Annotated in this window: 20 protein-coding genes; 7 read left to right on the top strand and 13 right to left on the bottom strand. The window is 69.9% G+C overall.

The features are described from left to right. Positions 1 to 28 precede the first annotated feature (28 nt). From STRTU_RS35255 to STRTU_RS35240, 4 genes are all read right to left on the bottom strand, one after another. On the bottom strand, positions 29 to 1,015 hold the full coding sequence (locus STRTU_RS35255; protein WP_159749452.1) for an LLM class flavin-dependent oxidoreductase: 987 nt from the start codon (positions 1,013 to 1,015) through the stop codon (positions 29 to 31). Between the two features lie 197 nt (positions 1,016 to 1,212). Beyond that, positions 1,213 to 1,791, bottom strand: a complete 579-nt coding sequence (locus STRTU_RS35250) for a hypothetical protein (protein WP_159749450.1) — start codon at positions 1,789 to 1,791, stop codon at positions 1,213 to 1,215. A gap of 393 nt (positions 1,792 to 2,184) precedes the next feature. Then, positions 2,185 to 3,276 (bottom strand): PP2C family protein-serine/threonine phosphatase, encoded by a 1,092-nt coding sequence (locus tag STRTU_RS35245; RefSeq protein ID WP_336298764.1) that lies wholly within the window; start codon positions 3,274 to 3,276, stop codon positions 2,185 to 2,187. A gap of 246 nt (positions 3,277 to 3,522) precedes the next feature. After that, complete coding sequence (locus tag STRTU_RS35240) at positions 3,523 to 4,290, bottom strand: TetR/AcrR family transcriptional regulator (RefSeq protein ID WP_159749446.1); 768 nt, start codon at positions 4,288 to 4,290, stop codon at positions 3,523 to 3,525. A 95-nt stretch (positions 4,291 to 4,385) separates the two neighbouring features. Here STRTU_RS35240 and STRTU_RS35235 point away from each other — a divergent pair, with 95 nt between their 5' ends. Further along, a complete protein-coding gene (locus STRTU_RS35235; RefSeq protein ID WP_159749444.1) occupies positions 4,386 to 5,321 on the top strand; it encodes an alpha/beta fold hydrolase in 936 nt (311 codons plus the stop codon). 252 nt (positions 5,322 to 5,573) lie between these two features. Here STRTU_RS35235 and STRTU_RS35230 read toward each other — a convergent pair whose 3' ends face one another. Further along, the gene (locus STRTU_RS35230) at positions 5,574 to 6,572 is read right to left on the bottom strand and encodes a DUF1259 domain-containing protein (protein WP_159749442.1); all 999 of its coding nucleotides are present in this window, start codon (positions 6,570 to 6,572) and stop codon (positions 5,574 to 5,576) included. Between the two features lie 280 nt (positions 6,573 to 6,852). On the opposite strand from STRTU_RS35230, the gene STRTU_RS35225 reads away from it, so the two are divergent. After that, positions 6,853 to 7,308: a GNAT family N-acetyltransferase gene (locus STRTU_RS35225; RefSeq protein ID WP_159749948.1), complete on the top strand. Its 456-nt coding sequence runs from the start codon at positions 6,853 to 6,855 to the stop codon at positions 7,306 to 7,308. 233 nt (positions 7,309 to 7,541) lie between these two features. Here the strand turns inward: STRTU_RS35225 and ggt are convergent, their stop codons facing one another. The 4 genes from ggt to yczR form a co-directional block, all read right to left on the bottom strand. Next, positions 7,542 to 9,386, bottom strand: coding sequence for a gamma-glutamyltransferase (gene ggt, locus STRTU_RS35220; RefSeq protein WP_159749440.1), 1,845 nt, complete (start codon positions 9,384 to 9,386; stop codon positions 7,542 to 7,544). 159 nt (positions 9,387 to 9,545) lie between these two features. Further along, positions 9,546 to 9,854: a hypothetical protein gene (locus STRTU_RS35215; RefSeq protein WP_246241642.1), complete on the bottom strand. Its 309-nt coding sequence runs from the start codon at positions 9,852 to 9,854 to the stop codon at positions 9,546 to 9,548. A 45-nt stretch (positions 9,855 to 9,899) separates the two neighbouring features. Then, positions 9,900 to 10,787 carry a DUF2268 domain-containing putative Zn-dependent protease gene (locus tag STRTU_RS35210; RefSeq protein WP_159749438.1) on the bottom strand — a complete coding sequence of 296 codons (888 nt, stop codon included), beginning with the start codon at positions 10,785 to 10,787 and terminating at the stop codon, positions 9,900 to 9,902. A 78-nt stretch (positions 10,788 to 10,865) separates the two neighbouring features. Continuing rightward, positions 10,866 to 12,353 (bottom strand): MocR-like transcription factor YczR, encoded by a 1,488-nt coding sequence (gene yczR, locus STRTU_RS35205; RefSeq protein ID WP_159749436.1) that lies wholly within the window; start codon positions 12,351 to 12,353, stop codon positions 10,866 to 10,868. A 267-nt stretch (positions 12,354 to 12,620) separates the two neighbouring features. Here yczR and yczE point away from each other — a divergent pair, with 267 nt between their 5' ends. Both yczE and STRTU_RS35195 read left to right on the top strand, forming a co-directional pair. After that, entirely contained in the window at positions 12,621 to 13,280 is a 660-nt protein-coding gene (gene yczE / locus STRTU_RS35200; protein ID WP_159749434.1) for a membrane protein YczE, read from the top strand. 136 nt (positions 13,281 to 13,416) lie between these two features. Beyond that, positions 13,417 to 13,914: a peptidylprolyl isomerase gene (locus tag STRTU_RS35195; protein ID WP_159749432.1), complete on the top strand. Its 498-nt coding sequence runs from the start codon at positions 13,417 to 13,419 to the stop codon at positions 13,912 to 13,914. 80 nt (positions 13,915 to 13,994) lie between these two features. Here the strand turns inward: STRTU_RS35195 and STRTU_RS35190 are convergent, their stop codons facing one another. Then, positions 13,995 to 14,426 carry a TIGR03668 family PPOX class F420-dependent oxidoreductase gene (locus tag STRTU_RS35190; RefSeq protein ID WP_159749430.1) on the bottom strand — a complete coding sequence of 144 codons (432 nt, stop codon included), beginning with the start codon at positions 14,424 to 14,426 and terminating at the stop codon, positions 13,995 to 13,997. 40 nt (positions 14,427 to 14,466) lie between these two features. Beyond that, a complete protein-coding gene (locus tag STRTU_RS35185) occupies positions 14,467 to 15,291 on the bottom strand; it encodes an LLM class F420-dependent oxidoreductase (protein ID WP_159749428.1) in 825 nt (274 codons plus the stop codon). Positions 15,292 to 15,488: 197 nt separating this feature from the next. Here STRTU_RS35185 and STRTU_RS35180 point away from each other — a divergent pair, with 197 nt between their 5' ends. Beyond that, a complete protein-coding gene (locus tag STRTU_RS35180) occupies positions 15,489 to 16,073 on the top strand; it encodes an AAA family ATPase (RefSeq protein WP_159749426.1) in 585 nt (194 codons plus the stop codon). A gap of 85 nt (positions 16,074 to 16,158) precedes the next feature. On the opposite strand, the gene STRTU_RS35175 is transcribed toward STRTU_RS35180, so the two are convergent. Beyond that, positions 16,159 to 17,187, bottom strand: a complete 1,029-nt coding sequence (locus STRTU_RS35175; RefSeq protein ID WP_371873707.1) for an AI-2E family transporter — start codon at positions 17,185 to 17,187, stop codon at positions 16,159 to 16,161. A gap of 499 nt (positions 17,188 to 17,686) precedes the next feature. Here STRTU_RS35175 and STRTU_RS35170 point away from each other — a divergent pair, with 499 nt between their 5' ends. Together STRTU_RS35170 and STRTU_RS35165 are read left to right on the top strand one after the other, a co-directional pair. Continuing rightward, positions 17,687 to 18,040 carry a YciI family protein gene (locus STRTU_RS35170; RefSeq protein WP_159749422.1) on the top strand — a complete coding sequence of 118 codons (354 nt, stop codon included), beginning with the start codon at positions 17,687 to 17,689 and terminating at the stop codon, positions 18,038 to 18,040. Between the two features lie 8 nt (positions 18,041 to 18,048). Then, the gene (locus STRTU_RS35165; RefSeq protein WP_159749420.1) at positions 18,049 to 19,272 is read left to right on the top strand and encodes an RNA polymerase sigma factor; all 1,224 of its coding nucleotides are present in this window, start codon (positions 18,049 to 18,051) and stop codon (positions 19,270 to 19,272) included. Positions 19,273 to 19,289: 17 nt separating this feature from the next. Here the strand turns inward: STRTU_RS35165 and STRTU_RS35160 are convergent, their stop codons facing one another. Then, positions 19,290 to 20,027, bottom strand: a complete 738-nt coding sequence (locus STRTU_RS35160; RefSeq protein WP_159749418.1) for a hypothetical protein — start codon at positions 20,025 to 20,027, stop codon at positions 19,290 to 19,292. Positions 20,028 to 20,275 lie beyond the last annotated feature (248 nt).

The raw sequence follows: 20,275 nt of genomic DNA, 5'->3' as shown, positions 1-20,275 counted from the left end.
GACACCGGAACCACCCCGGCACGGGCTCCTAAGACTCTGCGATGACCTCCCCGTGCTTCTTGATGAGCTCGTAGGAGCGGAGACGGTCACCGAGGTCATAGACAGGTGTGGTCAGCATCAGTTCGTCCGCTCCGGTTTTACCGGCCAGTTGCGTGAGCCGGGCTACGACCGTCTCCGGTGTCCCGACGGCTTGCTGGGCGCGGAAGCCGGCCAGGGCCCGTCGCTCCTCCGCTGTGAAGGGGTGGGCGGCCGCATCCGCGGGCGTGGGGAAGGGGATCTCGCTCAGTCCCTTCAAGAGCCCGGCCTTGACGACGTCCATCGGTCCGACGCGCCACGCGGCTTCCTCTGCGGTGTCGGCGCACACCGTCTCCACGCACAACAGCACACGCGGCCGCTCGCACCAGCGGGACGGAGTGAACTCCGCCCGGTAACGGTCCAGTACCGCCTGGGTGTTGTCCGGACGGATGTGGTGTGCGACGGCGACCGGCAGGCCCAGTTGCGCGGCGAGTGTGGCGCCTGCGGTACTGGAGGCCAGCAGCCAGGGCTCCGGCAGTGGGCCGAGGGCGACTTCGTCGAGGAGGAAGGACAGGATCGCGGATACGTCGCCCTCGTATTCCGTGTCCGTTGCCGGGGCGGCTCCGCGGCGCAGTGCCCGTGCGGTGGCCTCGTCGAAAGTGCCGGGGCCGCGGCCGATCCCCAGATCGATACGGTCCGGGTGCAAGGCTGCCAGCGTTCCGAATTGCTCTGCCAGTGTGAGAGGTGCGTGGTTGGGCGCCAGTACTCCGCCTGATCCGAGACGGATCGCCGAGGTCAAAGCACCAGCGTGTGCGGTCAACACCACTGGCGGGAACGCGCCGATGGCGGGTGAGTGGTGATGCTCGGCGTACCAGATCCGGTGGTAGCCCAGCCGCTCCAGGCCCTGTGCGAACGCCGCGGTATCACGCAAGGTGTCCACGGCTCGGGCGCCCGTTTGGACCATGGCGACTTCAAGCGCCGAAAGAGGTATATCGAACATGTCGTCAGGATAGAGACCCGCGGGCGGGGTGCGGGTGGTGATCTTGCTTTTGGGTCATCCGGGCCGGCGCTGCCCAGTACTGGGTGGCGGGGCGAGCCCGGTCGGTCGTACGGGTGTGGCCGCGGCGGGACGGATACAGGTACGCGTACGGGACAGGTACGGGCACGGATGCCTTCGCGCCGCCGCGGCCTGGCAGCTCAGCGCCTCAGGTAGTAACGGGTGAGGCGTGAACGGGCGTCCTTCGCGGTCAGGCCGAGCGCCTGTCCGATCGCCTCCCACGAGGTTTCATCCGCCTCAGCCGCGCAGGCGGCCTCGCGGCCGATGCGGCCGGTGGTGCGCTCCAGTGCCGCCACCGCCTTCAGTGCGGCGAGCGGACCCTGGTCGGCAAGAACGGTCAGCTGGTCGTCCAACCGCTCCAGCAGGTCCGCCAGTTCGACGGGCAGCGGCACCGTACGTAACTCGACCTCGTCGATATGCGCCTGCCAGTCCTCGTACGGGCCTGGGGTGTCGACCTCGTAGATGCGGCGCACGGTCAACTGATCCCAGTCGATCGGGTAGTGGCGCGCGCCGCGCCAGCCGCATGAGCACGCACCCCGCATGTAGTCCGCCCGCGGCCGGCTCAGCTTGCCGTTGTAGGCCCACCACTGAGTGGTCTCGTGCATATAGCTGCCGCTCCCGGCGTCCAGATACACCGGTCTGGGCTCGCTGCCGTCGGCGAGAACTGCCCCCGCCATGCCTTCGTGGGAAGCCCCGAACTCCTCGCTCTGCCACTCCATGACGTCTCCTTCGCGCACCGTAGCGGCATATGCCACGGCGAGGATGCCCGGACCGGACAGCCGACAATCGGCGCATTGCGAAATCGGACACGCTCGGGTGGACTTCCGCCGTCAGCGAGCGGGCCGAGGAACGCGCAAGGCATGATCGGGGGTGGCCTTGGCGTGTGTGGCGGTCCGGTCCCGCGAGTCTGTATGATCATGACGTAACTCCGGCGGATCGCACGGAGTCACGCGTCTGTGGTCCAAGGAAAGACGCCCACCAGCCGGTGGGAAATGCAGGTGCAAGGCCTGCCGGGCGCTCCACATGAAGGGCCCCTGTCTCGACTGAGGCAGGGGCCCTTCGTTTTGTCCCTCGTACCCGTCGGATGAGGCAGGGTGCCCCGCCGCCCCTGTCTACTGTGGGCTCGGCCGAGCAAGGAGATCCTGCATGGGCAGGGGCCGGTGCAGTGCGAGGAGGGCCTGATCGTCCTGGGGTGCGCCACCGCTGTGGCGGCTGACGTCGCGGGCCAGGAGATCGAGGAGGGTCGAAGGATCGGGGAAATGGCTCGTCTGGCGAAGGTAGGACTGCACCATGCGCGGGACCCGTACCGCGGGGTCATAGAAGACACCGGCGGGATCGCGCGCCTCGGTGACACCGTCCGTGAAGCACAGCAGCATCGCCCCTGGTGGGAAGTGGTGGGTTGCCACCGGTGACGCCCAGGCGTCCAGGCCGGAGATGCCCAGGGGCGGCGCCTCTTCCTCCGGCTCCAGTACGCGCGCCCGACCATCCGCATGCAACAGCACCGGGGCGGGATGGCCACGGTTGACGATATGGACCTGGCTCAGATCGTCGGCGAACTGCACGATCAGGGCAGTGGTGAAGCCCTCCGTCGCGTCCAGGCCCTCCCGGCGCTGACTCTCACGCAACAGGGCCTCTTCCATGCACCTCACCAGGGCCGGCAGGTCAGGTTCATGATCGGCGGCGTAGCGGAAGACCCCGATGTCGACGCTGACGGCCGTAACAGCGGACAGGCCCTTCCCCCTCACATCGCCGACCATGGCACGCACCCCGAACGGCGTCTCCTGCATCACGTAGAGATCGCCGCCGATCAGCGCCATATCCTCGGCCGGCACATAGCGGGCGGCGATCTGCAGGTCCCCCAGGCGGCTGGGAGGACTGGGCAGCACGGCCCGCTGGGCCACCTCCGCGGCGTAGCGTGCGCGGCTGGCGCTCGCGTGCTGCATGCGCAGGGACCGGTTCAGGCCGACGGCCAGGATGGTGACGGACGCCAGCGTGATCTGCACGGCCGCGTCGCCCTGCCAGTGGTACGAACCGTCGAGGAATGCCAGACCCGCCTGCACCAGCATCGCGGTCAGGCCGATGCCGACGACCCCCACCTGGCTGAGCAGCGAAACTGCCGTCACCGGCGCCACAGCCAACAGCGGAGCGGACGACACCGAGCTGGGCGTCAGCAGATCCACCAACGCCGCAAGCGCGATCACCACGGCGGGAACCCAACGGCGCACCCGTGACCACACCGGCAACACCCTCATCAGACCATGATGCCTCTCGGCGGGCCTCTGAGGACGGAAGTGTCCGCGGCGACACCTCCGCCGCAGCCAAACAGCCGATATCGCGGGTAGTTATCGGGGCCGGAGCGGGGAGCAGAGGCAGGGAGCGGCGAGGCAGCGGGCAGCTTCGAGAAACAGCTCGGTGCCGGCCCGGCGTCGCCTCGCCCGTGGGGCTCCTGCTCAGCGCGGTGCCGGCCCGAGGGGCGGCTCGGCATCGGCTGCGGTGATGTCGTCGGCGATGAGCCCGGTGAGCACTCGGTGCATCATCGGCTCGAACAGTGTCTGGGGAGCCGCTGTGGGCTCCGCTTCGGCGTGGTCGGCCATGGCGGCCGCGAGATGTGGATGATCTCCGTGGGAGGCCGTCCTACTCAGGTAGGTGGCCTGCGCCGCCTGGCGGTCGGTGGTCGCGCGGCCGCCCTGGATTTCGGCTCGGGCGAATTGCGCGACCAAGGCGCTCATCAGAGCGATGATCTCCATCTTGGTCCGGCCCGGCAGTCGGACGGGGGCCATCGCCCGCAGCGCGTATTCCAGGTAGTCCACGCTTCGCGGCCCCAGCCGCAGCGGTTCCGGTGGGATATCGGACAGCCAGGGGTGGCGCAGATGGACGGCCTTGGCCCGTACGGCCAGGGCGACCAGGTCCGCGATGGGATCGCCGTGGAGCGGGACGTCGAGGTCGATCTCCCCCGTCACCGCGTCCGTCATCAGGTCGAGCAGGTCCTCGCGGCCGGAGACATAGCGGTAGAGGGATGCCTGGCCGGTGCCCAGGCCCGCGGCCACCTGGCGCATGGACACCGCCGACAGGCCGCCGCGGTCCCCCAGCTCGATGGCGACAGTGGCCAGCTCTGCGTGGCTGTGCTCAGGCGTGGGGCCGCGGGCGCCGCGTTCTTCGGCCCGCGCCCAGACCGTCACGGGCTCCTGAGTCACCCGCCCACCCCCTCGTCCGGCCATTCCTCCACCTGCCTCCTCCGTTCCCCTGGCGCCTCCCCTACTCTAAACTGCGAACGACGGTCGCAGTTATTCGCCATTCCTATGCGGAGGTGGTCATGTATCCAGCCTCGAATCCCCTGTGGAGCCCGGTCCGCTGGGCTGAGAACGGCGCGGTGCGGCTGGCCTTCGACTCGCTGACGGAAGGGACCGGCGGTGAGCCGCTTCTGCTGGCCACGGGGCTGGGCGTCAACCGCTTGTGGGTTCCGGACGGGCTGTGCCGGATGCTGGCCGCGCAGGGCTTCGCGGTAGCCCGATACGACCAGCGCGACGGCGGGGAGTCGACCCATCTGCCGCCCGCCCCCGCCCGCAGCCCCATCTCCGCACTCTTCGGCAAGCGCGAGACGGCATACACAGCCGAGGACATGGCAGATGACGCCGTCGCCGTCATGAGCGCGCTGGGATGGCGTTCGGCGCACCTGCTGGGCGTCTCCCTCGGTGGGGCCGTCGCACAACGCGTGGCCCTGCGGCACCCGGACCGCGTCCGCACCCTCACCTCCATGGCCGCCGTCCCCGGTGACACCTCGGGGCTGCGGACCATGCGTTACATACGGATGAGGACCCTGGCGAAGTTCGCCCGCCTGAGGTTTCCCGACACCCCCGAGGGAGACGTCGCGGCCGGCATCGCCGTCTCCCGTCTCCTCGCCTCGCCCCACCGTTCCTTCGACGAGCCGGCCGCCCGTGAGGCCGCCGAGCGCAACGCCGACCGCGGTATGCACGACCAGCAGGCACAGAGCCGCCAGATCGGCGCCCAATGGCACGGACCGCCGATCAGCGCCATCGCCCGGCCCACGCTCGTCCTCCACGGGGAGGACGACCCCCTCATCAAGCCCAGCGCCGGCCGGGCGATCGCCTCCCGGATCCGCGACTCGCGGCTGGTCCTCCTGCCCCAAGTCGGCCACGAAATCCCCGACTGCGCGTGGCACCGCGTCGTCACCGAAATCAGCAGGCTGGCCACCGTTTCCCATCAACTGCCGATACAGCCAGGCAGCTGACGGCACGCCGCCCACTGTGGTGGCCAGCAGGCTCAACCTGCCCGCGCCGTCCGGTAGTCGAGTCGTCGGAGAGGTGGCATACAGGAGGGGACGGTGAGGAGGGGCCTGGCGGGCCCGACTGTCAGTGCCTTGGGGTTCACTGTCGGTATGGACGCAGCAGAACGGTCAAAGAGAGTGACGTGAGCATGGATGAGTGGAGGGCGGCGGCCAAGAACCCCACGGTGGAGTGGCTGGTGCGGCACCAGGCGTGGGTCAGCCGACCGGTACGACGTTGGTGGCCTTCACCGCGGGGCGCAGCGCTCGGGCGAGTCTGGCGCCGTCGCCTACGGCCCAGAAGTGCACGAAGAACAAGCGGGGTTCGTCCGTCAAACCGTGATTGTGCAGTTCGACGAGATTGGCCCCGGCACACCGCAGCGCCGCCAAGACGTCTTGAACTTCGCTGGCGATCATGGCGCAGTCACCGCTGACCGCGGCCCGCCCCTCGCCCAGCGGCTGGAAGTTGAGCGCGCTGGTCGATCCCAGGCCCGCGGGCAGTACCAGATGTCCGTCGATGATGGTCTCGCGGCGGACGAAGACGGACTTGTAGATGCCGTCGTCGATGGAGCCCTTGACTCCCAGCGCGGCGTCGATGCCGGCGGTGTCCAGATCGAGGGCCTGCTGCCGGGACGGCGGCCGCGGGGGCGGGGTGCCGGTGCGGTCGAATGCCGCGCGCAGGCCGCGGGCCAGGGACACCGGGTCGTGGCCATGTCCATGGACGTGGATCCACCAGATGTTGGGAGTCTGGGACAGCAGATGCTTGTGGATCGCGGTCAGCCCGATCTTGTGCTTGTGCAGGGCGTCGATGAAGGGCTGCATTTCCGTCTCGGTGACCACCACGTCACCCATCACCAGCGTGCTCTTGTCGGCGTACCGGACGAAGGACACATGCGAGCCGAGAGCCAGCGCCGGTTTGACGGCGACGCGGTGCGAGCGCACTCGGAGGTCGTGGCGTGGGAGCGCGGTGTGGTACATCAGGTTCCGCTTCATATCGCCTGTTCGCCCGAGTACGCGGGCCACCTCCTCCCAGTCCGACACGGCAGTGCGAACCGGCTCGACCGCCCTGTGGCTCTTCCCCTCGCCCGTCCTGGTGGACAGCGCACGAGCGGGGGCTGCGGCACCGGCCAGCATCGGAGTCAGGGCAGCTGCGGCCAGTACCCGTCGCCGCGGCGCACCCGTATGCGGATAGCTCTCTTGCTGTGAGTCTGTGGCCATCACGTGAGCACCTCCATGGCGAGATGGAAGCACGAGTGAGTGGCGTCAACGCCGTGTCCGCCACCCCTGTGAGGCCAGGTGGGCTAAGTAATCAGCCCCTGGTTCCCACCTGTGACGCCAGAGGGAGCCGCCAGTCCTCAAGCCGGGGGGGGCTGGCAAGGCGACACACCGAGAATGGTCCGCCAACTCAGCTGCGGCCGCCTGGCGATGGCGAACAGCACTGACCGCTTGCGGCAGTCCGACGAAGACCGAACGAGAGAGTGGAAGAAAGGTGAGCACGTTGAAGATCGTGGTGGACGACCTGTCCGGGCCGGAGATCGCCAGGTTTCTCGATGAACACGTCCAGCAGATGCGGTCCCTCACCCCCTTGGAGAGCAAGCACGCCCTGGACCTCGACAGCCTTCGGAAGCCCGACATCACGTTCTGGTCGGCCTCGGACGGTGGGAGTCTGGTGGGCTGCGGCGCGATCAAGAGACTGGACGGGGATCACGCGGAGCTGAAGTCGATGCGTACGAGGCCGACGCGGCAGCGGAGCGGAGTCGCCTCCCGGCTCCTGGAGCACATCGTCGCCGAGGCTCAACGTATGGGCTTCACACGGCTGAGCCTGGAAACCGGTGCCGCCGACTTCTTCCTGCCTGCCCGAAGGCTGTACGAGAAGTTCGGGTTCCAGTACTGCGACCCCTTCGCGGAGTACCGGCCCGACCCGAACAGCACGTTCATGACCAGGGCTCTTTGAGAACGTTTGCCCTGAGCTGGGGTAGTGCCTCAAGACCTCATCTCCGCGCCACCGTGCCGCCGCGCCGCCCCGCTGACGAACGACGAGCCGAGCCGTCCCCCTCCAGGTCGTGACCCAGAGGGGGACGGCTTACGGGGCAGGCGGGCGTCATGAGGCGGGCGTCACGGCGCGCCCCGTAGAGACGGCCACCATAAGACGGCCTTCACAGCCCGGCTTCAGCGGAATGTTCTCCTTCAGCGGGTTTCCTTCACGACCATGGCCGACCCGCCGCCACGCCGCTTGGGTTCGGCCACCGCCGAGAGCTTGCCGTGCGGCAGGAACTCCAGGGCGGCCACCGCCCCGATTTCCGGGGACGGAGTGAAGGCCTTGGGGGCGAGGACGAACCGGTGGCCCATGCCCTCCAGCTTCTTCCGTTCGGGAGAGGAGAGGAAGGCCGGTTCGGCTTCGGTCGCGGTCTGGTTCCGCTGGGAGATACGCGGCGCGGCGACCGCCGCGGGGAGCGTCATACCGAGATCCAGGCGGTTGACCAGGGTCTGCAGCACGGTGGTGATGATCGTGGCACCGCCCGGTGACCCCACCGCGATCATCGGCTTGCCGTCCCGCAGGACGATCGTCGGCGACATGCTGCTGCGCGGGCGCTTGCCGGGGCCGGGCAGGTTCGGGTCCGGCGTCCCCTTGGTGAGGGGGGCGAAGTCGAAGTCGGTCAGCTCGTTGTTGAGCAGGAATCCGCGTCCGGGCACGGTGATGGCCGAGCCACCGGTCTGCTCGATGGTCAGGGTGTAGGAGACGACATTGCCCCAGCGGTCCGCGGTCACCAGATGGGTGGTCGAGGGCCCTTCGTGCGGCTGCTTGCTGCCGGTCTTGTGGTCGCAGCCCGAGCCGGGGTGGCGTGGGTCTGCGGGGGCCAGCGGGCTGGTCAGTGCCTTGTCGGAACGGATCAGACAGGCGCGTTCCTTGGCGAACTCCTTGGCGAGCAGCGGCTTGGTGGGCACGTCCGAGAACGCCGGGTCACCCACCCAACGGTTGCGATCGGCGAAGGAGATCCGGCTGGCCTCCAGGTAGCGGTGCAGGGACTGGGCCTTGTCGGACTTCGAGAGCGGGAAGTTCTCCAGGATGTTCAGCGCCTCGCCCACCGTGGTGCCGCCGGACGAGGACGGTGCCATGGAGTAGACGTCCAGCCCGTGATACGTGGTCCGGGTCGGGTCCCTGCGAAGGGGTTTGTAGTCGGCGAGATCCTTCGTCTTCATGAGGCCGGGGCGGGCCTTGTGCGAGGAGCCGGGAGCCATCGGCGGCTTCTGGACGGTCCGCACGACATCGCGTCCGACGTCCCCGCGGTAGAGCGCGCCGACGCCTTCGCGGGCGAGCTGCCGATAGGTCCGGGCGAGGTCGGGATTGCGGAAGCGCGAGCCGACCACCGGAAGTTTGCCCTTGGGCAGGAACAGGTCGGCGGTGGACTTGATGTCGCGGAAGCGCTTCTCGTTCATGGCCGTCTGCGCCCGGAACTCGTCGTTGACCACGAAGCCGTCGCGGGCGATCCGGGTGGCCGGGCTCAGGGCCTTCGCCAGCGGGACCGTGCCCCAGTCCTTGAGCGCCTTGTCCCACGTCGCCGGTGTACCCGGGATGCCGACCGACAGGCCCGAGTTGATGGCTTCCTCGGTGGGGAGGGGCTTGCCGGTCGAAGGGTCGAGGAAGGAGTCCGCGCGCATGCGGTGCGGCGCGGTCTCCCGGCCGTCGATGGTGCGCACCTTCTTGGCCTTGGCGTCGTAGTAGACCATGTAGCCGCCGCCTCCCACTCCCGCGGAGTACGGCTCGACTACGCCCAGCGCGGCGGCAGTTGCCACCGCCGCGTCCACGGCGTTGCCCCCCTTGCGCAGCACCTCGATCCCGGCCCGGGAGGCGTACGGATTGACGCTGGACACCGCGCCGCCGCTACCGGTGGCCACGGCCTTCTTCGCGGGCGGCTGGGCCTTGGGTTCCGCGGCGGACGCGGCGCCGTTGACGTTGCAGGAGGTGACCAGCAGGGAAAGACTGAGCGTAGCCGCAGACGCGGCGGCGACAGCGGCACGACGGACAGCCATATGGCCTCCAGGTCTTCACTGTGTGGTTACGTGCGAATTCCGATTCCGAAACCCTGGCACCGCTCGCTCAGCAGATCAACGCTGAGCTGCAAGGTTTGCGCGAGATCTGAGGTTTCCGTCCGGTAACCCATCGGGGCCGGACGTGGCGGTCTGCGCGCGTCAGGTGGGGGCGACTCCGGTGAAGAGGGACTGTGCCACCATGTCGGCTCCCTGGGCGGGGGTCAGCTCCGGCATCTCGTGCGAGGCGATGTGGGTGAGATGGACGAGCAGGGACCGGGCCCATCCATCCGGCAGCCCCGGGCGGACGGCCCCTTCGCGCACGGCACGGGTCATGAAGGCATCGAGCTGCTCAATGAGCCGGCGCAGACGACCACTCGCCGCTTCGTCCTGTACCTGCCGCAGGTCCACCGGCCACCGCCTGCTGACGGTGATGATGCCCTCGGCGTACCGGTGCAGGGCGACGGCCACGGGCGGACGCAACCTATCGGGCAGGCCCTGATGTCGCCGGGTCCGTTACGCGCCCGTCCGTACGCCCGCGTTGGTGAGGATCTCGCGTGCGGGCAGGGCGGTGCTCTCGGCGGCGGTCAGGCCGGAGGCTGCCAAGTGGGCGTCCACGATGCGCAGGCCGACTGCGTAACCGGCGAAGTCCGGTAGGCCCACGGGCTGTTGGCCCATGAGCTGGGCGGTGGCGTCGCCCAGGACGTAGGCCGTCAGGTTCTGCATTCCTGCCACGTCGATGTCGGCGGTGATCTTTTCGTAGGCGGTGTCCAGTGCGGCGCCGGTCAGCGCCTTCGACCATGGGCCCATGGCCTGCTCGCCGGACAGTTCCCGTACGAACGCCTCGGCCAGGCCCTCGGCGACGACGTGCTCCCCCACCGTGACGGTCATCGGGTCCCAGGCCACGTTCGCGTAGCGCACGTTGTGGTGGAGCTCGTGTACGGCGCAGTGGGCGATCTTCTTCAGGCTGGTGTCGGTGGGCCACATCACCAGGTGGATGGCGCCCGGGAAGCCGCCCAGACCGAAGTAGCCGGCGCTGCGGACGGTCAGGTGATCGTCGTCGGGGTTGCCGAGCACCAGGACGACGTGGACGGTCTCGGCGTGCTTGATGCCGGGTACCGCACCGCTGATCCGTTCCCACGCGGAGGTGAGGGATTCCTCGATGCGGTGCCACACCCGCGCGTCCTGCATCTGGTGCAGGGCGGGCAGGTAACGCGGGTCCTCACGGTCGAGTCGGAAGCCGCAGCCCTGGACATGCATCTGGACCAGATCCATGTCTCCCAGCACGGACATCGCGCTCTGGAGCGGGCTGAGGATGTTGCGGAGGGCTTCGGGCCGTTCGTGGAGCGGTCGCTGGAGGAGTTCGAGCATGGCGGACGCCGTGTCGTGCACAACAATCTTCATGGCTGGGACCGTAGGACCTCACGTTGCGGGAGGTGCAAGCCGTGTGGAGATGCCCCGGGAAGAGGAAGGGGCGGTGCTTCAGGCGATCCAGTGCGGGTGCCGGCCGGTGGACGCCTGAGGAAGACCGTCGGCGAGGGCGGTGGCCATGCGGCGTATGGCCTCGTGCAGGGTGTCCGGCGGGACCGTGTACGGGATGCGGAGGCGCTGTTCGAAGAGGCCGGGGTCGGGGGCGAAGTGGGCGCCGGATTCGATGCGTACCCCGTGGTCCAGCGACCGCTCGGCGAGCGCCGAGGCGATGGGTTCGCCGAGGTCGACCCACAACGAGAGGCCGCCGGGCGGCTGTTGCCAGGTCCAGTGCGGGAGGTGCTCGGCGAGTGCCGCGGCCAGGGCGGTGCGCTGTTGGCGCAGCTGTTCCAGGCGATGTGGCAAGAGGTCCCCGGCCTGTGACAGCAGGGTGAGGGCCAGCAGTTGGTCCAGGACCGAGCCGCCCATGTCGGTGACGACCCGCTGGCCGGCGAGTTCGGTGACGAGGCGTGCGGGGGCGCGCAGCCAGCCGATGCGCAGACCGCCCCAGTGGGTCTTGCTCATCGAGCCGAGGGTGATGACCTGGTCGGTCGCTGCGGGCGTGCCGTGGGTGGCGAAGGGCGGTGGGGCGGGGACGTCGAGGGCGAGGTCGGCCAGGGTTTCGTCGATGACCAGCCAGGTGCCGGAGCGTTGGGCGGCGCGCAGCACGCGGGCGCGCTCGTGCTCGGGCATGAGGCAGCCGGTCGGGTTGTGGAAGTCCGGTATTAGGTAGGCGAGTTGGGGCACTACTTGGCGCACGGTCGATTCGATGATCTCGATGTCCCAGCCGGTTTCGGTCACCGGAACGGATGCCGTGCGGAGGCGTCCGCGGCGCATGGCGTCCAGCGCGTTCGGATACGACGGGTTCTCGACCATGACTCGGTCGCCTGGCCGGCACAGCAGTCCCAGGACGAGGGTGAGGGCGTGCTGGGCGCCGGAGGTCACCAGGATCTGTTCGGGCACGGTGGCCAGCCCGCGTCGGGTGAAGCGTTCGGCGATGGCGGCGCGTAGTTCCGGCAGGCCGTAGGGGTGGTAGCCGGGGGTGTGGACGTGCTCGGCCAGTTGTGGGGCGATCCGGGTGAGTGCCTCGGTGAGCGTCTGTTCCGGTAGGCCGGGGGCGGCTCTGGCCAGGTCGATCGCGGTGTCCTGGGGGCCGAGGAGACGGGTGATGCCGCTGGGGGCCCGGCCGTCGGGCAGGGTCGTCCAGGTGCCGGAGCCCTGGCGGCTGTGGGCGTAGCCGCTCTCGCGGAGCAGGTCGTACACGGCGGTGATGGTGGCCCTGCTGGTGCCCAGGGCTGTGGCCAGTTCCCGTTCGGCGGGGAGTTTGACGTGCAGCGCGATACGGCCGTCCAGGATGAGCGCGCTGATCGCTCGGGCCAGGTGGCGGTAGGCGGGCCGGGTGGCCGACGGGTCGGGCAGCATCGCGGCGAGCTGACGGCTCCCCAGGGTTCGTTGGGTGCGGTCCACCCTGTCCACCGGCCGGAACGGATGCGCGTCCGCCATACCACCCTCCCCGGATTGGCCGTGTTCCTCAGGCCAATCACTGTACAGAGTCGCCGTATTGGCCTTGAAGCACGTACAGCAGTCGATAGCGAGCGCAGGGAGGGCAACCCCGTGAAGGCGGCCGGTATGCAGCAGGACGACAGGACGGAACGCCGTGAGCGTACGGATCAGCCGCGTGCGGATCAGCGGCGTGCGGATCGGCGCCGTCCGGAGGAGCGCATCGCGAGTGGCGCGCCGGACGGGGGCGGCGGGTGCCGGGCGCGGCTCATGTCCCGTACGAGACCGTCGCCGCCGCCACTCACCTGTCTTCCGGTCGGTGAGCGTCCGCTGCGCCGCGTTCCCCAGCTGTTCGTCGGGCTGGCCCTGTACGGGTTCAGTCTCTCGGTCCTGGTCAGGGCCTCGTTGGGCGTCAACCCGTGGAGCGTTCTCTACGAGGGACTGGAGCTTCACACCTCGCTGAGCTTCGGCATGATCAGCGCCGTGCTGGGCGTGCTGGTGCTGCTGTTGTGGATCCCTCTCAAGCAGCGGCCGACGCTCGGCACCGTCGCCAACATCGTCGTTCTGGCGTACTCATCCGACCTCGGTCTCTGGCTCCTCCCCCAGCACCTCGGGCTCCCCGCCCGGGTCGGTCTGCTCGTCGGGGGTGTCCTGCTCAATGGGTTGTCCGTCGCCGTTTACGTCGGCGCGCGGTTCGGTCCCGGGCCGCGGGACGGGCTGATGACCGGTGCGGCCGCTGTGAGCGGGCGCTCGATACGGCTGGTCCGCACCCTGATCGAGATCGCCGTGCTCGTGGTGGGCCGGCTGCTCGGTGGGAGCGTGGGGGTGGGCACGGTGCTGTACGCGCTCGGGGTCGGCGCGATCACCCAGTTCTTCCTGCCGTGGTTCGCCTACCGGGGCGCTGCCGAGCGTGCTCGCGGCAACCTTTAGGGACCGCCGCAGGCCCGTGACCTGGGAGATCCGACCGGTGGGCCGACGGGCCGGGAACCGCGTAATCTCTCCTTTGTGATCGGCAAAACCGGGGCTGGGTGCGGAGCCGATACCGGGGGATGTGAGGATTGCCGACATGAGTAACGACGTGTTCTTCGACATCACCATCAACGGCGACCCGGCGGGCCGGATCGTCTTCACGCTCTTCGACGACGTGGTCCCCAAGACCGCGCAGAACTTCCGCGAGCTCGCCACCGGCCAGCACGGCTTCGGCTACGAAGGGTCCGGCTTCCACCGCGTGATCCCCGACTTCATGCTCCAGGGAGGCGACTTCACCGCCGGTAACGGGACCGGTGGCAAGAGCATCTACGGTGAGAAGTTCGCGGACGAGAACTTCAAGATCAAGCACACCAAGCCCGGCCAGCTCTCGATGGCCAACGCGGGCCCGAACACCAACGGCTCGCAGTTCTTCATCACCACCATCGTCACCGACTGGCTCGACAACAAGCACGTCGTCTTCGGTGAGGTCACCGAGGGCATGGAGCTCGTTCGGAAGATCGAGTCCCTCGGGTCGCGCAGCGGCGCCACCAAGGCCGACATCGTCATCGCGAAGTCCGGCGTGATCGGCGCCTGACCTCGTCAGTGAAGCCATCAGGGCCTGTCCGGTGTGTGGGCGCGGGGTCTCCCCCGACCCGCCGGGCAGGCCCTGAGCCGTCAGGTGGCGTGCCAGCCGGACCAGCGGGCCACCTGGATCTCCACCACAGGGCCTTGCGGGGGACGGTCGGCGTATTGCTGCCGGTATCTGCGCGTCAGCAGGTCTACGTAGTGCGCGGACGCCGCCGCCCGCCCGGCCGGGGGCAGGATGGTGGCCGTGCCGTCGGCGCGTGCCCACCACAGGCGGTCCCAGTCCTCGTCATAGCCGTCGACGAGGAGGCAGACCTCGGGATGGGCGCGGATGTTGGCCAGCCGCTTGAGGTGGTCCGAGCGCTTCGGTTTGTGGTCGACGGCGAAGACCACCGTGTCACCGGTCAGGGCGAAGACCGCGGGGACCAGATGCGGGCGGCCGGCCTCGTCGACGGTGGCGAGGCGGGCGACCCTGGCCCGGGTGAAGCACTCCCGGGCCCGGTCGCCGGTCATCGTCGGCACTGCGGCATCCGGCCGTTCATCAGCCGCGGCACCCGCCCGTTCACCGGAAGCGGGCAGCGGTGTCGGAGAACCGGTCCAGGTAGGGCAGGGTCTCGGCCTCCGGCAACGTCGGAAGGTAGAACAGCAGGCGCTCCACATCGAGCTGGGTGTACTGCTCGATGAGCTCCGGCTCGTTCGCCACCGCGTAGACGGTCACCGGGACGTCGCGGCCCGCGATGCCGCGCAGCCGGTCGATCTTCAGCCCCAGCTCCTGGGGCGGCAGGCTGTTGGCGAGCCAGGCGTCCCCCAGGGCGGCCACCCGGTCGAAGGCCGCCTCACCACCGCCCACGTAGACCGGCGGATGCGGACTCTGGACCGGCTTCGGCCAGGAGTAGACCGGGTCGAAGTCGACGAACTCCCCGTGGAATTCGGCCTTTTCCTGCGTCCACAGCTCGCGCATGGCCCGCAGCCGCTCGTCCACGAGACGGCCGCGGGTGCGTGGGTCGGTGCCGTGGTTCTCCATCTCCTCCCGGTTCCAGCCGATACCGACGCCGAAGACGGCCCGTCCGCCGGAGACGAGGTCCAGCGAGGCCACCTCTTTGGCCGTGGTGATCGGATCCCGCTGGGACACCAGGGCGATACCGGTGCCCAGCAGGATCCGTTCGGTCACCGCGGCGGCCGCACTGAGCGCGACGAACGGGTCGAGGGTGCGGTAGTAGATCTCCGGCAGCTCGCCGCCGCCCGGGTAGGGCGAGCGGCGGTCGACCGGGATGTGGGTGTGCTCGGCGATGAGCAGGGAGTCGAGCCCCCGCTCCTCGATGGCGCGCCCGAGCGCGGCGGGCGCGATGCCCTGGTCGGTGAGGAAGGTCGACACACCGAACTTCACAGCGGCTCCCTGGGATTCGGGGTTACGGGCCGGCCGGCCCCAGGGCCAGGTACCCGGATCGGCCCCCGGCCAATAATCCGTGCCGCCGACCGGGCGATCGGTGGCAGGCTGTGCGGAGCGGGGCGTCGTGCGAGGGCAGGGCCGGCGAATTCCGTGGACAGGTTTCCTCCCCTCCGCAGAAAGGCAGGGTCCGCCCCATGACGGTCAACAACCCCGGACGAGTGACGCCAGAAGGGCCATGGAACGACGGCGGTGTCGTGGTGATCACCGGTGTCCAGGCAGCCGGCAAGTCCACGGTGGCCCAGGCGCTCGCCGAGCGTTTGCCCCGCTCCGTCCACCTGCGTGGTGACACCTTTCGCCGCAATATCGTCCGGGGCCAGATCCCTATGACGCCCGACGCGGAGCAGCACGCCGTCGACCAGCTCGAACTGCGCTACCGGCTGACCGCGCACTGCGCCGACGAGTACGCGCAGACCGGCTTCACCGTCATCGCGCAGGACATCCTCCTCGGCAAGTACCTCGCCGAGATGACGGGGCTCATCAAGGCCAGGCCGCTCGCGGTCGTCGTGCTGCTCCCCGACCCGGCGGCGGTCGAGGCCCGTGAGGCGTCCCGCCCCAAGACGGCGTACGGGCCCGACTGGACCGTGCGGGATCTGGACGGGCTGCTGCGGGCGGACACGCCCCGGGACATCGGGCTGTGGCTGGACACCTCGCAGCAGACGGTGGACGAGACGGTCGATGAGATCCTCGGCCGGGCGTGGACCGAGGGCACTGTCGTGTGAGGGGTGTCGCGGGGCTCCGGGCCGGTCAGGGCCCGTCCGTGACCCGCCTGGAGGTTCTGGCCGTGGTTGAGGCGGTTGAGGCCGCTCAGGGCCCACCGGAAACCGGGGCGGGTGGTGCGCGTAGGACGCCGTAGACGGACCAAGCCACCGAGACCATGGGGACGGCCACGACGGCGCCGAGTACGCCCGCGGTGACGCTGCCGCAGATGACGGAGAGGGCCACCACCACCGGGTGCAGCCGGACCGCCTTGCTCATCACGAGGGGGTGCAGTACATGGCCCTCGATCTGTCCGATGACCACGATCAGCAGCGCGACGACGCCGGCCACCAGCGGCCCCTTCGCGGCCAGCGCCACCACGGCGGCCACGGCCAGTGCCACGGGCGAGCCCACGAGTGGGATGAAGGCGGCGAAGAATTCCAGTACGGCCAGGGGAAGGGCGAGCGGAATCCCCAGCGCGAAGAGGCTCGCTCCTACGAGAACCGCGTTGGTGGCGGCCACCACCACGATGCCCCGGGTGTAGCCGGTGAAGGTGATCCAGGCGGCGCGCCCGGCGGCCTGCACGGGATGACGTGCGCGTGCCGGCAGCTGGCCGCCGAACCATTTCCACATCCGGTCGCCCGAGTGCAGAAAGAAGACCGAGCAGAAGAGTGCCAGTGCGCCCACGGTCAGGACGGCCACGACCTGGCCGAAGCCACTCAGCGCGGTGCTGATCAGCGTGGCGCGATGGCTGGTCACGAACCGCGAGAGCCGGGCCTGGAGATCGGAGAGCGTCCCCGGACGCAGATGGACCGGTGGCCCTGCGAGCCAGCGCTCGATGCGTAGCACGCCGCCGATGAACTCCCGGCGCAGTCCGTCCCACTCACCGGCGACGGTCGCCCCGATCAGACCGAGGACGGTGAAGAGGAGCAGGATGCCGACCAGCAGGCCGACCGCGACGGCCGCCGAGCGGGGCATCCAGCGGCTCAGCAGGCTGACCTCCGGCTCCAGGAGGGCGGTCAGCACCAGGGCCAGGAAGACGGCCACTGTGACCAGATGGAAGCGTCCGAGGGCCGCGAAGATCGCGTAGGCGGCCGCTCCCACGATGATCAGGCGCCAGGCGTACCCCGCCGCCACCCGCAGGGTCGGAGAGACCTCGGCGCGCTTCCCCGGGCCCCGGCCCGGCGCACACCCGCCTGCCCGGCGTACGGCCAGAGCCCGTGCCCCGCGGGCGGGACGCCACGCGGCGCGCCGGGGCCGCCGGGACCCGTTCCCGTGAGCGCCGGGGGAATGCTCGCGCTCCCCGCCGGATCGGTTCCGCACTTGGCCGCCACCGCCTCCCGCCCCTCCCGTGGCCAGCGCCGGAAGGGGGACGACTGCCGCGCGCGAGCTGGTGCGCGCGCTCGGCGCATACCCAGAGGTGGTATCACCGCGGAGCGGTCTTCGAACGTGTGCGGGCGGGCATTGCCCCAATGGAGCAGGCCGAGGGCGTCTTCGGCGCCCGCCCCCGGTCGCAGAGACGGGCAAGAAAATCTTCGGCCGGTCGTGTCACGGTGTCGATTCCGGCGGGGGCCATTCGTATAGAGGGTGAGAGGCCGGCCCGGGGCCGGCGGAAACGACGGCCGAGGAGGCCACCATGGCGCATTACCTGCTCAGCATCTACCAGCCGGACGGGCCCCCGCCCTCGCCGGAGTTCCTGGAGCCGATCATGCGGGACGTCGAGGCACTGAACGCCGAGCTCAGAGCGGCCGGCGCCTGGGTGTTCGCCGGGGGTCTGCATCCGCCGAGCACGGCGACCGTGGTGCGGCAGAAGGACAACGAGATGCTCATGACGGACGGACCGTACATCGAGGGCAAGGAGCACATCGGCGGGTTCAGCGTCATCGAGGCGCCCGACCTCGACGCGGCGCTCGAATGGGGCCGCAAGCTCGCCCGCGCCACCACCCTCCCCATCGAGGTCAGGCCGCTGCAGCACGGGTCCTGTGGGTGACGTCCGGTATGCCGAGGGCGACCGCAGCCGATGTCGGGCGGGTGTTCCGTGCGGAGTACGGGCGTGCGGTCGCCGTCCTGGTCCGCGTCTTCGGTGACCTCGACGTCGCCGAGGAAGCGGTCCAGGACGCCTTCTCCACCGCGGTCGAGCGGTGGCCGTCCGCCGGGCTGCCGCCGAGCCCGGTGGGGTGGATCATCACCACCGCCCGTCACCGTGCGGTGGACCGGCTGCGCCGGGAAGCGGCCCGTGATGACAAGCACGCACAAGCCGCGCTGCTGCACGCCGGCGGCGAGCCGGCCGAGGAGGGACCCGTGCGCGACGACCGGCTACGCCTGATCTTCACCTGCTGCCATCCCGCGCTCGCTCCCGCCGCCCGGGTCGCGCTGACACTCCGGCTTCTCGGCGGGCTCAGCACGGCGGAGATCGCCCGCGCCTTCCTCATCACCGAGCCGACCATGGCGCAACGCCTCGTCCGGGCCAAGGGCAAGATCCGCGATGCGGGGATCCCTTTCCGCATCCCGACCGACGCCGACCTCCCGGACCGCCTCCGGGCCGTATTGGCGGTGGTCTACCTCATCTTCAACGAGGGCTACACGGCCAGTTCGGGTGAGTCGCTGGTCCGCGAAGACCTGTGCCGGGAGGCGATCCGGCTCGGGCGGCTGCTGGCCGAGCTGCTGCCCGACGAGCCCGAGGTGACGGGGCTGCTCGCCCTGATGCTGCTGACCGAATCGCGGCGTGCCGCCCGTACCGGCCCGGACGGCGGCCTCGTGCTGCTGGCCGACCAGGACCGGGGCCGCTGGGACGGTGCCCTGGTCGCCGAAGGCCAGGCCCTGGTCCGGCGGTGTCTGCGCCGCAACCGGCCCGGCCCGTACCAGATTCAGGCGGCCATCAACGCGGTCCACAGCGACGCACCGACCGCGGCCGCCACCGACTGGTGGCAGATCCGTGAGCTGTACGACCAGTTGCTCGTGCTCGACCCGAGCCCGGTCGTGGCCCTGAACCGGGCGGTCGCGGTGGCCGAGGTCGAGGGACCGGAGGCGGCGCTCACCCTCGTCGACGGCCTCCCCCTCGACCGCTACCACGTCTTCCACGCCATCCGCGCCGACCTGCTCCGCCGCCTCCACCGCAACGCCGAGGCGGCCCAGGCGTACGAGAAGGCGCTCGCCCGCACCGACAACTCGGCTGAACGCCACTTCCTGCAGCGTGGTCTTCAGGCGCTTTCGCGGGAGTGACAAGGGGCGCGGGCCCGTTATGCCGAGGCGGCGGTGAGCGACGGGCGGGGGGTGGCTGAGGTGGGGGCGGAGCTGTCGCGGAGGCTCTGGCATTCGTCCGTCAGATGCGCGAGGGCGGCGGTGAGGGCCTCCTCCGCCTGGTCGTGCGGTGGGGTGTCCGGCAGCACGGTGACGGACAGTTGGCGCAGCAGTTCGGTGTGGGCGGCCAGGGCCTGCCGGGTGCGGGTATCGGTGTGGTCGGTGAGCAGCAGCCGGGCGGCGGTGTTGGCGGCGCGCAGCCGGGGCTGGTGGATACGGCGGTGGGAGCGCGGCAAGGCGCGCCAGGCCGTATTGGCGACGGTGACCAGGCGCCAGATCTCGTTGTCGGTGGGTTCGGTGTCGTAGAATCGCAGGCCGTAGCGGCTCACCAGCCAGTAGGAGCCGGCCAGGACGAAGGCTGTGGCGGCGTCGAAGGCCAGCCAGAATCGGAGCAGATGGGGCTCGCCGCAGACGGCTCGTAGCGCCAGGGCCGCCCCTCCTCCGCCGACGCCGAACAGCAGGCCCGCGGCGAGCAGAAGCAGGAGCGCGGCCGGGAGGGCGCCGATGCCGTTGCCGCTGTCGAGGCGCCCCATGCCCTTCCAGTGGGGCGCGAGATAGCGGGCGTAGCGGGCCCCCCTGGGGGCGGGTTCGACCAGGGCGATACGTCCGGCCCAGCTGACGCTCTGCGGGCTCTTGGTGCTGTTGATGCCCGAGGTCGGGCTGCTGCAGGGAATCACGTGAGCGACAACGAGCCGTGAGGGAAAACGCGACAGCCGAAGCGGAGGTTTAGGGCAGAGATTCCTCCCTCCGGCCGGGCGCGCGCCGTTGCGGTCCGAATGCGCCGGTGGCATACCCGGGCGATGATCTGATACATACACGCGGCGGTCGCGCCCCGGGCGCCCCGGGATCACCGGCGCCGTGGCGCCCTTGCAGGGCAGGGAGGTTGCGGCCAGTGTGGTCGCGCGAGGCACTTGGGCGTCGCCCT

Source organism: Streptomyces tubercidicus, from assembly GCF_027497495.1.
GTDB lineage: Bacteria > Actinomycetota > Actinomycetes > Streptomycetales > Streptomycetaceae > Streptomyces > Streptomyces tubercidicus.
This window is presented reverse-complemented; position numbering and strand designations above follow the sequence as displayed.

Coding starts and splice junctions, on each gene's coding strand:
- ggt (WP_159749440.1), bottom strand. CDS start 9,386: ATGGCTGTCCGTCGTGCCGCTGTCGCCGCCGCGTCTGCGGCTACGCTC.
- STRTU_RS35195 (WP_159749432.1), top strand. CDS start 13,417: ATGAGTAACGACGTGTTCTTCGACATCACCATCAACGGCGACCCGGCG.
- yczR (WP_159749436.1), bottom strand. CDS start 12,353: ATGGCGGACGCGCATCCGTTCCGGCCGGTGGACAGGGTGGACCGCACC.
- STRTU_RS35250 (WP_159749450.1), bottom strand. CDS start 1,791: ATGGAGTGGCAGAGCGAGGAGTTCGGGGCTTCCCACGAAGGCATGGCG.
- STRTU_RS35240 (WP_159749446.1), bottom strand. CDS start 4,290: ATGGCCGGACGAGGGGGTGGGCGGGTGACTCAGGAGCCCGTGACGGTC.
- STRTU_RS35165 (WP_159749420.1), top strand. CDS start 18,049: ATGCCGAGGGCGACCGCAGCCGATGTCGGGCGGGTGTTCCGTGCGGAG.
- STRTU_RS35180 (WP_159749426.1), top strand. CDS start 15,489: ATGACGGTCAACAACCCCGGACGAGTGACGCCAGAAGGGCCATGGAAC.
- STRTU_RS35210 (WP_159749438.1), bottom strand. CDS start 10,787: ATGAAGATTGTTGTGCACGACACGGCGTCCGCCATGCTCGAACTCCTC.
- STRTU_RS35170 (WP_159749422.1), top strand. CDS start 17,687: ATGGCGCATTACCTGCTCAGCATCTACCAGCCGGACGGGCCCCCGCCC.
- STRTU_RS35255 (WP_159749452.1), bottom strand. CDS start 1,015: ATGTTCGATATACCTCTTTCGGCGCTTGAAGTCGCCATGGTCCAAACG.
- STRTU_RS35235 (WP_159749444.1), top strand. CDS start 4,386: ATGTATCCAGCCTCGAATCCCCTGTGGAGCCCGGTCCGCTGGGCTGAG.
- STRTU_RS35230 (WP_159749442.1), bottom strand. CDS start 6,572: ATGGCCACAGACTCACAGCAAGAGAGCTATCCGCATACGGGTGCGCCG.
- yczE (WP_159749434.1), top strand. CDS start 12,621: ATGTCCCGTACGAGACCGTCGCCGCCGCCACTCACCTGTCTTCCGGTC.